Origin of the sequence: Acetobacter estunensis, assembly GCF_011516945.1 — a bacterium.
In the GTDB taxonomy this organism is placed as follows: Bacteria; Pseudomonadota; Alphaproteobacteria; order Acetobacterales; family Acetobacteraceae; genus Acetobacter; species Acetobacter estunensis.
The window spans coordinates 25,253-40,281 of sequence record NZ_WOTH01000019.1; the positions used below are offsets into that span (position 1 = coordinate 25,253).

A 15,029-nucleotide genomic window follows, 5' to 3' on the forward strand; every position below is an offset into this window, starting at 1 on the left:
CGCAAGCCTGCGCGAGCGAGACAGGAAATGCCGTGCATGGTAGCAGGAACGCGACACCATGATGAACGCACCGACGAGTGGCTCCACCCCGGAGCATCGGAAAGACAAACCGTGACCACACCCTCCCATCTCGAACGCCTCAATCCCGAACAGCTTGCCGCCATCGAGACGACCGAAGGACCGCTTCTCGTTCTGGCGGGGGCCGGCACGGGCAAAACCCGGGTGCTGACCACGCGCTTTGCCCATATCCTGCTCTCGGGTCGCGCCAAGCCATGGCAGGTTCTGGCCGTCACGTTCACCAACAAAGCCGCACGCGAAATGCGCGAGCGCATCTCGTTCATCCTCGGCGCTCCCGCCGAAGGGTTATGGCTGGGCACGTTCCATGCCCTGTGCGCGCGGATGCTGCGCCGCCATGCGGAGCATGTGGGTCTGACCAGCGGCTTTCTCATTCTCGACACCGACGACCAGTTGCGTCTGCTCAAACAGGTGATCGAACCTTGGCGTGTGGATGTGAAACGCTGGCCGTTGCCCGGACTGATGGGCATCATCCAGCGCTGGAAAGACCGCGGACTGACTCCCGACGCGATCACACCCGCTGAAAATGTGGATTACGCCGATGGTCATGCAAGGGCGATCTACGCCGCCTACCAGACCCGGCTGCGCGAACTCAATGCCTGCGATTTCGGCGATCTGATGCTTCACATGGTGGAAATCCTGCGCAAGCACCCGGACGTGCTGGAGCAGTATCACCGGATGTTCCGCTACATTCTGGTGGATGAGTATCAGGACACGAACACGGTGCAGTATCTCTGGCTGCGCCTGCTCGCCCGCCGTCCCGGTGACGTGTCCAATATCTGCTGCGTGGGCGATGACGATCAGTCGATCTACTCGTGGCGCGGCGCGGAAGTGGAAAATATTCTGCGTTTCGAGCAGGATTTCCCCGGCGCCACCATCGTCCGGCTGGAACGCAACTATCGTTCTACCGCGCATATCCTCGGGGCGGCCGCAGGGCTGATTTCCCACAACGATGGACGGTTGGGCAAAACCCTGCGCCCCGGACGCGAAGACGCTGACGGTGAGAAGGTGCGCGTCGTAGGCGTGTGGGATTCGGATGCGGAAGCCCGCGAGATCTGTATGCGGATCGAACGTCTGCACGGGGAAGGTCATCCCTTGGGTGAAATCGCCATCCTTGTGCGTGCCGGTTTCCAGACCCGCGCGTTCGAAGAGCGACTGGTACAGACGGGCATCCCCTATCGCATCGTCGGAGGCGTGCGCTTCTATGAACGCGCTGAAATCCGCGATGCGCTGGCCTATATGCGCGCATTGGTCAATCCGGCGGATGATCTCGCTTTTGAGCGTATCGTCAACGTGCCCAAGCGCGGCGTAGGCACGGCCGCTCTCCAGAAGATGCATGTGCAAGCCCGCGCGCGGCAACAGCCCCTCGCCCCCACGCTGGCGGCGATGATTGAAGAAAAGCTGATCAAGGGAAAATCCGCCGACAAGCAGGCCGAGTTTATCGCAGCACTGTCGGGCGCACGCGCCACGCTCGCGAAAGAAGGTCATGTCGTGGCGGTCGAAACGCTGCTTGAAGAGAGCGGCTATCTCGATATGTGGCGCAACGACACCGCCCCGGACGCACCCGGACGTGTGGAGAACCTGCATGAACTGGTCCGCGCTCTGGCCGACTTCCCCACTCTTGGCGAATTTCTCGAACATGTCTCACTCGTCATGGATACCGAAGGCGCGAGCGAAGAGCAGAAAGTCTCCGTCATGACGCTCCATGGCGCAAAGGGGCTGGAGTTCGACACCGTGTTCCTTCCCGGTTGGGAAGAAGGCGTGTTCCCCTCCCAACGCACGCTGGACGAAGGCGGTAACAAGGGACTGGAGGAAGAGCGCAGGCTGGCTTATGTGGGCATCACCCGCGCACGCCACCGACTGACGATCCTGCACGCGTCCAGTCGCCGCATTTACGCCAACTGGCAGGAATCCATGCCCAGTCGGTTCCTCGACGAACTGCCTGACGAGCATGTGGAGCGTGAAGGTGAAAATGCCACACGACAGGCGCGACGCGATCACTCTGGCCTGTTCTCTTCAAGTGTGTTTTCCGATGACATCAGTGGGTCCATGTCGCCGCTGGTGGCCAAGCGCCGCAAACGGATGCAGGAAGAACTGGCCGCCAGCACGCCGCAGATCAAGGTCGGCACGCGGGTCTTTCACCAGAAGTTCGGCTATGGTGTGGTGATCGAAGCCGATCGCGGCGCAACGGAAGTCTCATTCGAGAAATCCGGCATCAAGCGCGTGATGTCGTCCTATCTTCAGCCAATCGCGGACTGATCGCCTCTGGCGCTCCCGGCCCTCCCCCTGATAGGAAGCCGCACCCGGCCCCTGTCCGCGCCGGATACGATACCCGCCGGGAGAGAAAGAGCCGCCATGACCATCAGCCGCCGCCGCCATGCGACCGAGCTTGAAACCATTTCCGTCGTGGTTCCAGAGGCGGCTGTAGAAGCCTATGAATCCGCCATCAGCATGGTCTGCACGACGGTGGGTATCTTCGAATTCGACGAAGAAGAACGCATGTGGCGCGTCGAGGGCGTCAAGGATGTCGGCCATGCGGAAGCCGAGCTGGCCACGGCGCTCGCGCTGGCGGAACTGACGAGCGGTGTGTCCGTGCCCCTCGAACGCTCGCACACGGAATCCGAAGGCTGGCTGGCGCGGACCTATGAATCCTTCCCAGCACAGGAAGTAGGCCAGCGCTTCATCATCTGCGGCTCGCATCTGGACGCACCGCCAGCCACACGTCGTATTGTCGTGACACTGGACGCGGGCATGGCCTTTGGCTCGGGGGAACATGGCTCAACACGCGGCTGCCTGCGGGCGCTGGAAAGCATAGCTCACCGTAAGCCACAGCGCATTCTGGATCTGGGCTGCGGTTCGGGCATCCTCGCCATGGCGGCGGCAACCCTGCTGCGCCGTCCGGTGCTGGCCACCGACATCGACCCATGGTCCGTGCGTATCACCCGCGAGAATGCGGCCCGTAACGGTCTGTCCCGCCTGATCGATGCTCGTTACAGCAACGGCTGGTCCGCTCCCGCCATCCGCAAGGCCGCACCCTATGACCTGGTGTTCGCCAACATCCTCGCCCGTCCGCTGTGCCTGATGGCCAAAGATCTGGCGGCACATCTTGCGCCCGGTGGCACGGTGATCCTTGCCGGACTACTGAACACGCAGGTCCGCATGGTGTTGGTGGCCCATCAGCGATGTGGGTTGGTGATGGAACGTCGCCTGCGTGAAGGGGACTGGGCAACGCTGGTGCTGCGCAAGCCTTTCTGATCTTCGTCTCTCCGCTCCCGCGACACGTAAGGCCGCCTCATGATCCGTCTCGACAACATCAGCAAACATAACGGCCATCGCGTCATCTTCATCGAGGCCTCTGCCGCCCTTCAGAAAGGCGAGAAAATCGGGCTTGTGGGACCGAATGGCGCGGGCAAGACCACGCTGTTCCGGCTGATTACGGGACAGGAAGAACCCGATGAGGGGCAAGTCCTGACGGATCGGGGCGTGACGATCGGCTTCTTCAATCAGGACGTGGGAGAAATGTCCGGTCGCAGTGCCGCAGCCGAGGTGATGAACGGCGCGGGGGCCGTCGCGGACATCGGCACGGAACTGGCGGAACTGGAAGCCGCGATGGCGGACCCGGAGCGGTTCGATGAGATGGACGCCATTCTGGAACGTTTTGGCGAAGTGCAGGCACGTTTCGAGGAACTTGGTGGCTACGCACTGGAAGGCCGGGCGCGCGAAGTCCTGCATGGACTTGGATTCAGTCAGGAGATGATGGACGGCGACGTGGGCCGTCTTTCCGGCGGCTGGAAGATGCGCGTGGCGTTGGCCCGCATCCTTCTGATGAAGCCGGACGTGATGCTGCTTGATGAGCCAAGCAACCATCTCGATCTGGAGAGCCTGATCTGGCTGGAGCAGTTTCTCGCAGGTTATGACGGCGCGCTGCTGATGACCTCGCATGACCGCGCTTTCATGAACCGCGTCATCAACAAGGTGATCGAGATCGATGGCGGCACACTCACGAGTTTTTCCGGTGATTACGAGTTTTACGAACAGCAGCGGGCGCTGAACGAGAAACAGCAGCAGGCGCAGTTCGACCGGCAGCAGGCGATGCTTGCAAAAGAAGTCGCATTTATCGAGCGTTTCAAGGCCCGTGCTTCCCATGCGGCACAGGTGCAGAGCCGCGTGAAGAAGCTGGACAAGATCGACCGCGTGGAACCGCCCAAGCGTCGGCAGGCATTGTCCTTCACGTTCCCACAGGCACCGCGCTCTGGAGATGCCGTAGTCAATCTGCGTGGTGTGGACAAAAGCTATGGCAACCGCGTGATCTACAAAGGGCTGGATCTTCTGATCCGCCGTCAGGAACGCTGCTGTGTTCTGGGTGTAAACGGCGCAGGCAAGTCCACGCTGCTGAAGCTGGTGACGGGCACGACGGAGCCGGACGCTGGCACCGTGACGCTCGGCGGCAGTGTGAAAATGGGATATTTCGCACAGCACGCCATGGATCTGCTCGATGGTGACCGCACTGTGTTCGAGACGCTGAACGACGCCTTCCCTCTTGCGGGACAGGGATCGTTGCGGGCGCTGGCGGGTGGTTTCGGATTTTCCGGTGACGATGTGGAGAAGAAGTGCCGCGTGCTGTCAGGCGGTGAAAAAGCGCGACTGGTGATGGCATTGATGCTCTATGACCCGCCGAATTTCCTCGTGCTGGATGAACCGACGAACCATCTCGACATTGCCACCAAGGAAATGCTGATTTCAGCCTTGGCCGACTACGACGGCACAATGCTGTTCGTGTCGCATGACCGGCACTTTCTGGCGGCTTTATCGAACCGGGTGCTGGAACTTACACCGGACGGGGTTCACCGCTATGACGGGGGATATACGGAATATGTGGCCCGGACCGGGCGGGAAGCACCGGGACTGCATGAGTAAAGGCCCGTTCTCCCTCTGACATCAATCATTTTTATGATCCCGAATATGCGTAGGCCCCGCCCCTCTCCAAAGCCTGCCGCCACGCCGGTCGTGCATGGATACGGCGCAGAAACGCGCTCACATGCGGAAGATGCGCGCCATCTGCCCGCGCGCACGCGATTTCCAGTGGAAAGCTCATCTGAATATCGGCAGCCGTGAAATCATCGCCCGCAAACCATCCAGTTGTTGCCAGCGATTGTTCCCAGAACTCCATGTGACGCTTGATTTCCGGCCGAAGAAGCTGCGCCTGCACACCTTTGGAAATAAGTGAGGCGATTGGCCTGACCAGAAGCGGCACCTTTGAGGGAATCATTGCGAAGATAAGCTTCATCACCAGCGGCGGCATGGCCGATCCTTCGGCGTAGTGCAGCCAGTAGATGAAAGAGCGACAATCCGGCGTGCCGGGAGCAGGACGCAGGCGTCCGTTTCCATGTTCATCAAGAAGATATTCGATAATGGCACCGCTTTCCGCCAGCGTGACATCTCCTTCCGTGATGATAGGAGATTTGCCCAGAGGATGGATGTTTCGCAGTTCCGGAGGTGCCTGCATGGTCTGGGGATCACGCTTGTAGAACCAAATGTCATACGGCACGCCAAGCTCTTCAAGCAGCCAGAGCACACGTTGCGAGCGGGAATTTTCGAGATGATGCACAGTAATCATGAGCAATCGCCCTAAACACGCCACGCGCAGAACGCAGCTTGGAACAGTAGGACTCAGGACAACGCAGAAGTGAGCGTTGTCGTTCAGGACGAAACTGTCGCGCAGCGATCAGGTGATAAACCGACACCCCTACCAACCACGCGCATAATGCGGCTGCCGCCAGCAATCATGCTATCGGGTACTCACATTTCCCAATAAAAAAGAGCGCCACTTCGGACGCTCTTTTTTCAGGTCAGTCACCATCTCACATTAGAGATCGTTGATCTTACCCTTGACTGTACCTTTTACGTTTTCAACCTTGCCTTTGACCTGCTGAGCCTTACCCTCGGCTTCAAGCTCCGCATCGTTGGTCGCCTTTCCAACGCCTTCCTTCACGGAACCCACGACCTTGTCAGTGGTGCCCTTAATCTTGTCGCCCAGTTCACTCATCGGTCATTCTCCCTGACACTATGCTGCCCACTTAACGGGGCCTGTGACAGTAACAACGCGCTCCGTCCTGACAGGTTCATCAATTACCAGTAATTCACATTGCCGTTTCAAAGGTTTCAACATCGGCCCGGATTGCAGAAAGATCGCCAGTCCGCATCTTCTTGCTCAGTGGCCCACCTATTCCCCCAGCCCCTGACTCCGCACCAGCCGCGCATACAGACCGTCCGCCGCCATCAGCTCCGCATGCGTGCCGCACTCCATCGCTCTTCCATCCGCCATGGCCACCACCATATCGGCCGAGCGCACTGTGGAGAGGCGATGCGCCACGATGACAGTTGTGCGACCAGCCCGGAGTTGCGCGAGCGCGTTCTGCACCAGTGCCTCGTTCTCGCTGTCCAGCGCGCTTGTGGCCTCATCGAGCAACAGCAGGCGAGGATCGCGCAGCAGGGCACGAGCCAACGCCACCCGCTGTCTCTGCCCGCCGGACAACCTCCCGCCACCGGGGCCAACAATCGTGTCATATCCGTCAGGCAGCGCTTCGATGAAGAGATCCGCCGCCGCCATTTCCGCAGCACGACGCATGGCCTCATCGGTGGCATCCGGGTGCCCCATCAGGATATTTTCCCTCACGGACACATCGAACAGAAGTGGATCCTGACTGACATAAGCGATGGCGTCGCGCAGCGCGTCCAGCCGCAGATCGCGCAGATCCACCCCGTCCAGTGTGATCGCGCCCTCTGCCACATCATGCAGACGCGGAATGAGCGAAAGCGCGGTCGATTTTCCCGCCCCCGATGGCCCGACGAGCGCCACCGTCATGCCCGGCTGCGCCTCGAATGACAGGTCCGCAAGCCCACTGCGCCCGTCAGGGTAACGAAACCCCACCTGATTAAAGCGCAGATGCCCTTTCCCTGCTGGCAACGGACGGGCGGATGCGCGTTCTGTCACGGCGGGCTGTTCGTCAATGAGGGAAAAGACACGCGAAAGTCCGGCCAATCCTTCCTGAAGGGCCGCATTCAACGCTCCCAGCGCGCGCAAAGGACGGGCCGCCAGAAGAAGCGCTGCCACAAAGCCCGAAAAGTCCCCCAGCGTCGCGCCTCCCATGGCCGCGCGCCAGCCGGCAAAACCAAGCACCGCCGCCACGGCCACGCCCCCCAGCGCCTCCATCAGTGGATCAATCCGCGCCCGCCCGCGCATAATTCGGAGAAAAGCCTCGTGCAGCCGATCGAACGCAGTCTCGGCGCGTTGCTCCTCACGGGATTCCAGTCGATAAACGCGCACGGTCCGCGCCTGCGCGAAACTTTCCGTCAGAAAAGCTGCGGTCGCCCCCACCTGCTCATTCACATTGCCAGATGCCCGGCGCACCCGCTTGCCAAGTTTCTGAATGGGGACGGCCGCGATGGGATACAGTAACGCCGCGATCAGGCTGAGTTCCCAATCCATGTAGATCATGGAGGCGATCAAGCCGATGACCGTCACCACATCGCCCACGGAGTTGACGGCGCGGATCATCGCCTCGCGAATGGAAATCGCATCGGTCGTGAAACGGGCGGCCAGTGCTGCGGGAGCATCTTCCTCCACCCGCGCGACATCCGCCGTCGTCAGATGCCGGAACATCTCTCCCTGAAGTCCGCGAATGACCACGAGAACCAATCCCTGCGTGGCGAGGGTCTGCCCGTATTGTGCCGCCGCCTTGGACAAAGTGATGGCCACGATAAGCAGCGGCACCTGATACAGAATCCGCTCATCGTGAGAGGAAAACATGTCCAGCGCGCGCTGGATCACCAGTGGATAGAGCGCCGTCAATCCGGCCATCAGGACTGTCAGCACAAACACCGACACGATCCGTCCGACATGCTGACGCACCTGATCGCGCCAGAGCCGTATCAGCAGAGTGTTTGTGTCATCCTTCACAGGCGTGGACGCTTGCGAAGAGGAAAGAATGGGGCGTGGTGGCGCAGCGTTCATCAGCGTGCTCTACCAGCGCCCCACGTCATGGAAAAGGCGCGAACTCCACGCAGGCAGGGCAAAACCGCTGACACATCAGGCGGCAAGCCTGCGTTTCAGCCACTCAAGGCAGGCAGCCCGGTCCGCCACACAGCCACCCGCCTCCCACCATGTATGCACCGCCGCAAGATGCCGCCCTACCTCTGGGCCGGGAGCTATGCCAAGCGCGAGCAGATCACGGCCGGCCAAAGGAAACTCCGGCACACGGCGAGTCTCCAGCGTCTTGAGCAATCCGTCCCAACCGGGTTCGTCCCGCCCTTTTTCGTACGCCTGCGCACGCGCCAGCCACGCTCTTCCCAGCGCCACCTCACGCGGCACCCGAGCCAGCAGGCGTGCTACATCGGCATCCCCTTGTATGTCTCGGGGTGTCACCGCAGCACCGTCGCACACCGCCATCACGAACGCGGCCTCTGTGCGTGACAGCCGCAACCGCTTGACCGCTGTCTCCACATTACCTCCTTCAACATGCGCCCCTTGCAGGAGTGCTGCGAGCCGAAGCAACCCATTAGCGGGCGCACCGGACGCCAAGAGAGCCTCCAAACGCCGCACCGCAGCGCTGCCTTCTGTTTGCAACTCCGGCAGACAGACACGCAACACGCCCGTCGCCTCCATCAACGCGAATGTTTCCCCCACACGCGGCCCGCTAAGGATACGCTTGAGTTCCGACCAGACACGCTCGATCGATAGTCCGGAAATCAACGCGGCACCCGCGCTCACGGCCCGCACTGTGGTGGCATCCCGTGCGCCACGACCGTAGCGGGCCTCGAACCGAAAATACCGCAACACCCGCAACGCATCCTCACGGATACGCAGAGCAGCGTCGCCCACAAACCGCACCCGTCCTGCCTTCAGATCGGCGCGACCTCCAAAAAAATCATGCACCCGGCCTGTGGGATCGCAGGACATCGCGTTGATGGTAAAATCCCGACGGGCCGCATCCTCACGCCAATCCTGTGTCCATGCGACCTCCGCATGACGGCCGTCCGTCTTCACATCTCGCCGCAAGGTCGTGATTTCGAAGCCGCGCCCTTCGAGCACAGCCGTCACCGTCCCATGCGCCAAGCCGGTGGGGACGGCCTTAATCCCCGCGCTCTCCAGCCGCCGCATCACGTCTTCAGGTGGTTCGGGTGTGGCCAGATCGAAGTCGCTGACTGCCCGGCCCATCAGAAGGTCACGAACAGCCCCGCCTACCAGCCTCGCCTGCGGAAGTGCCTGCCATATCCGTGCCAACTGTGGTCGGACGGGCAGAGCGTCCAATGCGAGGCAGTCTTCATTGTTTTGCGTCATTCCGTGGGTGCGTCAGGACAATTGCGGGGAGTGCAGGCAAGAGGAAAGAACACGCCCCCGCTCCACACACCAAGGCAAGCCTGCCCCTCATGGCACCCCGGTTCCGCCAGCGCCGCCAGTTCGTACCACACAGGTCGGGAAATACGGGCAAGCAGAGGCAACTCACCTTCTCCCTGCCTGACAGTGATATAGGGAGGCGGCGCACTGTCGCAGGCGTCGAGCGGCACATCCCATTTGGCGATCAGGGGATGACGGGCATCCGCCGTCACCACCTCATCCACATTGGTGCGAAAACATAGCCGCTGCTCACGCCCCTTGCCGCACCATTCAAGCTGAACCGCCACGAATGGCACGTCTTCCACATCGATGGTGCCGGCTTCCACCGGGGTGCGCAGCCAGTAATCTCCATTGAGCGCGCGCGAAAGCGCGGAGGCAAACAGGCAGACCATCGGCTTGCGACGAATGGGGGTACCCCTGTAGAGCCACACCCCATCGCGGCGGATGAGAAAGGGTAGCTTTCCACACTGACGCGGCGTCCGACCTTGCGGAGGTTTTTCCGGAAGAGGCGCCTTGCCTGCGGCTGAAGGATCGGCTGTCACGTCAGATTAACTCACATGTGTTTGCCTGAGCATCTTCCCGATATAGGGTTGCGCCGCCTTGATGTAAGCCCCGGACCTGTCAGACTGGACTCATGACGCATCAAATCCTGCCGATTCAACCTCTCCTCGCCCCCGAAACGGGCGCGCCTTCAACTCCCGACGCCACGGCACTGGCGCAGGAAGCCGATGTCATCGCAGGCCTGCTGCAGGAGGTGCGCACTGAGATCGGACGGGTCGTGTTCGGGCAGCGCGACGTGGTGGATCAGGCGCTGGTCAGCATTCTCTCCGGCGGGCACGCCCTGCTCGTCGGTGCACCAGGATTGGGCAAGACCCTGCTGGTGACAACGCTTGGCACCGTTCTGGGGCTGGATTCCCGGCGGGTGCAGTTCACGCCCGACCTTATGCCCTCCGATATTACCGGCAGCGAAATCCTTGATGAGGACGCCTCCGGCCATCGCAGCTTCCGCTTCATTCCGGGTCCGGTTTTCTGCCAGCTTCTCATGGCGGACGAGATCAATCGCGCCAGCCCGCGCACCCAGTCCGCGCTCCTGCAGGCCATGCAGGAGCATAAGGTCGCGATCGCCGGCACGGAATATCCCCTTCCCCGTCCGTTCCATGTGCTCGCCACACAGAACCCGATCGATCAGGAAGGCACCTACCCGCTGCCGGAAGCGCAGCTTGACCGCTTCATGCTCCAGATCAATCTCGCCTTCCCCGATGAAGCCGACGAACGTGCCATGCTGCTCGCCACCACGGGGAACGCCCATGTCCAGCCGCGAGCGGTGCTGAGCGCCGAAAAGCTCATTGCCGCCCAGATGATGGTTCGCGCCTTGCCGGTGGGTGAGCGTATCGTGGACGCCATTCTGAAACTGGTCCGCATGGCGCGGCCCGAGACTTCCGACGTTGAGCAAGTGCGCGACGCTATTGCATGGGGTCCCGGCCCACGTGCGGCCCAGACGCTCATGCTGGCCACGCGCGCCCGCGCTCTTCTGGATGGACGCCTCTCGCCCAGTCTCGACGATGTCGCAGCACTCGCCGTCCCGGTTCTTGCCCATCGCATGGCGCTGAGCTTCTCCGCGCGCGCGGATTCCACCCGCGTCGAGGATGTGATCGCCGGACTTGTGCAGCGTCTGGGCTGATCTTGGCGACTTCTCCCCGGACAGGGCTGTTCGCCCGCGCGCGCTCCCTTTTGCGAGAGGGTAAGGCGTCCTCAATCGACGCCCTCTCTTCCACGCAGATGCGAACAGCCGACACGCACACCTCCGAACCGGCGCTTCTCGCAACTGAGGCCGATCGGCTGGCGGCCCCTCTTCCCGCCCTTGTCATGGAAGCCGAACGCATTGCCGCCACGGTGGCCACCGGACTGCATGGCCGTCGCCGCGCCGGTCCGGGTGAGACGTTCTGGCAGTTTCGTCCCGCACTGCCCGGTGAGTCCGTCTCACGTATCGACTGGCGGCAATCCGCCCGCAGCCATCGCGCGCAGGCACGTGAAACCGAAGCCGAAAACGCACAGACGATCTATCTCTGGTGCGATCTCTCCCCTTCCATGTTCTGGCGCTCTGACACTCGCGCCCTGCCGCTCAAGCGTGACCGGGCCATTCTGTTGCTGCTGGGCCTCGCAAGCCTGCTGGAACGCAGCGACGAACGTGTGCGTCTGCTCACGCCACAAGGGCCGGCCATGCTGCCACCGGGTGCGGGACGGATCGCCATGCGGATCGGTCTGGCGCTGGAAACGCTCGCCCGACAGGATTCCCTTCCGGCTCTGCCCGCCGCCATCGCTCTCCCACGCCATGCCCGTCTGATCGTCGCCAGCGATCTGCTCTGCCCCGACCAAGATCTCGATGCCCTTCTGCGCGGTCTCGCGGGCAATGGCATTGGGGCGCATCTGATCCAAATCCATGATCCCGCTGAACGGGCGCTGCCATGGTCCGGGCGCGTGCGCTTTGAGGGCACGGAAGGCGAGCCGTCCATAACGCTGCCCCGCGTCGAAACTCTGCGCGAAGACTATGGCAAATTGTTCGATGAGCGCGTTCGTAAGCTGCGCATGCTGGCCGACCGTTGTGGACACACGCTCCTGACCCATTCCACGGATATGTCCGCGGCATCGACGCTGCTGACACTGGGCACGTCCCTGCAAAGTCACCGGACAGGAGGGCGCGCCTGATGTTCTTTCAGTTTCCGGCCCTTCTCGGAGCGCTCCTTGTGCTTCCGGGCATCTGGTGGCTGCTTCGCGCCTGGCCACCCGCGCCGCGCACGCAGGTCTTTCCTCCCATTGCGTTGCTGACACGGCTGAAACCTGCACACGATGACGCCGCCACGCCCCCCTTATGGCTGCTACTGCTTCGGCTGGCTGCGGTTACCCTGCTGATTCTCGGTCTCGCCATCCCTGTCATTCCGGGGCGTCCCGTGCCTCTGCCCGGCTCCGGCACCCTTGTCGTGCTGATGGACAACGGTCTGTTTTCCGCCGCCGACTGGCCCGCCCGCACCGCCGCCGCCCACGCTGTGCTCGATGCCGCCGGACATGCAGGGCGCAAGATCGTGCTGCTGCCGACAGCTCCCAATGGTCCTGCGTCTCCAACGAACGAGCCCCTTTTGCCTCCGGTTCTTTCTGCCGAAGAAGCCAGTCATCGGCTCGATGCACTGCGTCCTGCGCCGTGGGCTCCTGATCGTGCCCGAATAGCGGCCACTCTTCGGACCTTGATGGCCGCCCATGCTCCCATCGGAGCCGTGATCTATTTCGACGATGGCGTCGCCACGCCGGGCAAGGAGGGCGCCGTCGCCGACAGAACACTGGCTGCCGCTCTGGCCGCCACAGCACCCATACAGGATATCCGTTTTCCCGACAGCCAGCCCATGGTTCTGACCGGCACGCACACACCGGATGAAGGCGCGGACAGTGGCGTGATGGCGCAACTCATCACCCTACCGCAGGCAATGAGCCGCCATGTGCGTATTCGCGCTCATGGACAGGACGGCGGCACACTGGCCGTAACGGATGTGACGATCCCAGCCGATGCGACAAGTGCCCCCGTCTCCGTCGCGCTCCCCACCATCACGCGCAACCGTGTGGACCTGCTCAGCGTGGACGCCACGCCTTCCGCCGCCGCTACCCTGCTGCTCGATGAAGGGGACCGCCTGCGCCCCGTCGGCCTCGTCTCGGCGTCCGCAAGCGGTGACACGCCGTTGGTCGGCACGCAGTTTTACCTGCGCCGCGCCCTTACCCCCACGGCGGACCTGCACACAGGCACTGTCGCGTCACTCGTGTCACAGCCCCTGTCCGTGCTCATCGCTCCCGACGGCAGCTTGACGGACGGCGAGACCCGTAAACGTGTGGCGGACTGGGTTCGCAAGGGAGGTACTCTCATACGTTTTGCCGGACGCACGCTTGCGGGAAATGAAGACAGCGCCAGCGAAACGGACGATGCGGATTCGTCCACTCAGAAAAACGATGTTGCCACCACTCTGCTGCCGGTATCTCTGATGCCAACAGCACGCCAGCTTGGGGGCGCGATGTCATGGGGCAAGCCGCAGCCCCTGACTGCCTTTCCCGAGACCTCTCCTTTCCACGGATTGCCGATTCCAAAGGACGTGACCGTCTCGCGGCAGGTACTCGCGCGCCCTGCCCCCGATCTGGACAGCCGCACATGGGCACGTCTGGCGGACGGCACGCCACTGGTTACTCACACTCCTTTGGGTAAAGGCGAGGTCGTGCTGTTTCACGTCACACCCACGGCGGACTGGTCCAATCTGCCACTTTCCGGCCTGTTCGTGGCCATGCTGGAACGCCTCGTAAACCACGCAAGCGGCGTGGACGCTCCGGCCGATACCGCTATCCTGCCGCCCGTCCTGTCGCTGGACGGAGACGGCGCACTTGGACCGCCACCGCCATTCGCTCGGGGGCTGGCCGCGAACCTGTTCGGCAGCACGCCACCATCGCCAGAGCATCCGCCCGGCCTTTATGGCAGCCGTTCCGCACGGCGCGCGCTCAATGTGGGCGACACGATACACACTCTTTCAGTCCTTCCGGCTGTCGGTGTTTCCGCCACTCCGGCAGGACACCAACCGGATCGTTATCCGGGACCATGGCTACTGGCATTGGGGCTGTTGCTTCTGCTGATCGACGCCATCTGGACATGGCAACTGCGCGGTTTTTCATTGGGTCGATCCAGCACGCGCGCGTCCCTGCTCGTCCTGCTTCTCGTCGCACAGATCCCTCCGGCATTCGCGCAGGACGCCGTTCCCCTGCCGCAGCCCAGTCCTCCGCCTTCGCAAATTACAGAACCGGTTCCACAGGCCGCCCTTGAAACACGACTGGCCTATGTCCTCACCGGCAACGCGGAGGTGGACTCCGTGTCCCGTGAAGGACTTCAGGGGCTTTCGGATTACGTCAACGCCCGCACCTCCGCCGTGCTGGGACATCCGGACGGCGTACGGCCGGGAAAAGACGATCTCGCCTATTATCCGCTGCTTTACTGGCCCATCACGCCCGACGCCCATGTCACGCCTGCGGAAACCGCCGCCCTTTCCACTTTCATGGCGCGTGGCGGCATGATCGTCATCGACACGCAGGGGGTGGACCCGGACACCGCCCGCAACGATGAAACCGGCTTTTCTGGGGACGCCCCCGGCAGCACCGCTGCCCTACGCCGCGTCACTGCGGGCCTTCCCATCCCGGCGCTCGCCCGTCTCGACGATCATCACGTGCTCAGCCACACATTTTATCTGCTGCACGCTTTCCCCGGCCGCTACGCCGGACAGCCCGTATGGGTGGCCCGTGAGGGAGAAGCCGAGAACGACGATGTGAGTCCCGTCATCATCGGTAGCGCCGACTGGGCGCATGCCTGGGCAGTGGATCAGAACGGTGACACGCGCTTTGCGGTTCTACCGGGCGGTGACGAACAACGGCGCACAGCCTATCGCTTCGGAGTGAATGCGGTGATCTACGCCCTGACCGGCAACTACAAGGCGGATCAGGTTCACGTCCCCGCCATCCTGCGCCGGCTGGGGGAGTGAGG

General features: G+C 62.4%; 11 protein-coding genes. 6 read left to right on the plus strand and 5 right to left on the minus strand.

The window, feature by feature from the left end; all coding sequences use genetic code 11:
* Positions 1–36 precede the first annotated feature (36 nt).
* The 3 genes from GOB87_RS10020 to GOB87_RS10030 all read left to right on the plus strand — a co-directional run bounded on the left by GOB87_RS10020 (position 37) and on the right by GOB87_RS10030 (position 4,992).
* The gene (locus GOB87_RS10020; RefSeq protein ID WP_166316055.1) at positions 37–2,334 is read left to right on the plus strand and encodes an ATP-dependent helicase; all 2,298 of its coding nucleotides are present in this window, start codon (positions 37–39) and stop codon (positions 2,332–2,334) included.
* A gap of 96 nt (positions 2,335–2,430) precedes the next feature.
* Positions 2,431–3,330 (plus strand): 50S ribosomal protein L11 methyltransferase, encoded by a 900-nt coding sequence (locus GOB87_RS10025; RefSeq protein WP_166316058.1) that lies wholly within the window; start codon positions 2,431–2,433, stop codon positions 3,328–3,330.
* 39 nt (positions 3,331–3,369) lie between these two features.
* Positions 3,370–4,992, plus strand: coding sequence for an ABC-F family ATP-binding cassette domain-containing protein (locus GOB87_RS10030; protein ID WP_166316061.1), 1,623 nt, complete (start codon positions 3,370–3,372; stop codon positions 4,990–4,992).
* 31 nt (positions 4,993–5,023) lie between these two features.
* Here GOB87_RS10030 and GOB87_RS10035 read toward each other — a convergent pair whose 3' ends face one another.
* The 5 genes from GOB87_RS10035 to GOB87_RS10055 form a co-directional block, all read right to left on the minus strand.
* On the minus strand, positions 5,024–5,692 hold the full coding sequence (locus GOB87_RS10035) for a glutathione S-transferase (protein WP_166316064.1): 669 nt from the start codon (positions 5,690–5,692) through the stop codon (positions 5,024–5,026).
* A 249-nt stretch (positions 5,693–5,941) separates the two neighbouring features.
* Positions 5,942–6,121 (minus strand): CsbD family protein, encoded by a 180-nt coding sequence (locus tag GOB87_RS10040; protein WP_166316067.1) that lies wholly within the window; start codon positions 6,119–6,121, stop codon positions 5,942–5,944.
* A 177-nt stretch (positions 6,122–6,298) separates the two neighbouring features.
* Complete coding sequence (locus GOB87_RS10045) at positions 6,299–8,089, minus strand: ABC transporter ATP-binding protein (RefSeq protein WP_166316070.1); 1,791 nt, start codon at positions 8,087–8,089, stop codon at positions 6,299–6,301.
* Between the two features lie 75 nt (positions 8,090–8,164).
* Positions 8,165–9,415 (minus strand): CCA tRNA nucleotidyltransferase, encoded by a 1,251-nt coding sequence (locus GOB87_RS10050; protein WP_166316073.1) that lies wholly within the window; start codon positions 9,413–9,415, stop codon positions 8,165–8,167.
* The gene (locus tag GOB87_RS10055) at positions 9,412–10,014 is read right to left on the minus strand and encodes a DUF1285 domain-containing protein (protein WP_166316076.1); all 603 of its coding nucleotides are present in this window, start codon (positions 10,012–10,014) and stop codon (positions 9,412–9,414) included. The genes GOB87_RS10050 and GOB87_RS10055 overlap by 4 nt, the downstream gene beginning before the upstream one ends.
* Before the next feature lie 92 nt (positions 10,015–10,106).
* On the opposite strand from GOB87_RS10055, the gene GOB87_RS10060 reads away from it, so the two are divergent.
* Genes GOB87_RS10060 through GOB87_RS10070 form a run of 3 tightly spaced genes read left to right on the plus strand, consistent with a single transcriptional unit; the run spans position 10,107 to position 15,027 of the window.
* Positions 10,107–11,153 carry an AAA family ATPase gene (locus GOB87_RS10060; RefSeq protein ID WP_166316079.1) on the plus strand — a complete coding sequence of 349 codons (1,047 nt, stop codon included), beginning with the start codon at positions 10,107–10,109 and terminating at the stop codon, positions 11,151–11,153.
* 2 nt (positions 11,154–11,155) lie between these two features.
* Positions 11,156–12,178 carry a DUF58 domain-containing protein gene (locus GOB87_RS10065; protein WP_242006296.1) on the plus strand — a complete coding sequence of 341 codons (1,023 nt, stop codon included), beginning with the start codon at positions 11,156–11,158 and terminating at the stop codon, positions 12,176–12,178.
* Complete coding sequence (locus GOB87_RS10070; protein ID WP_166316082.1) at positions 12,178–15,027, plus strand: DUF4159 domain-containing protein; 2,850 nt, start codon at positions 12,178–12,180, stop codon at positions 15,025–15,027. The genes GOB87_RS10065 and GOB87_RS10070 overlap by 1 nt, the downstream gene beginning before the upstream one ends.
* The last annotated feature ends 2 nt before the right edge of the window (positions 15,028–15,029 follow it).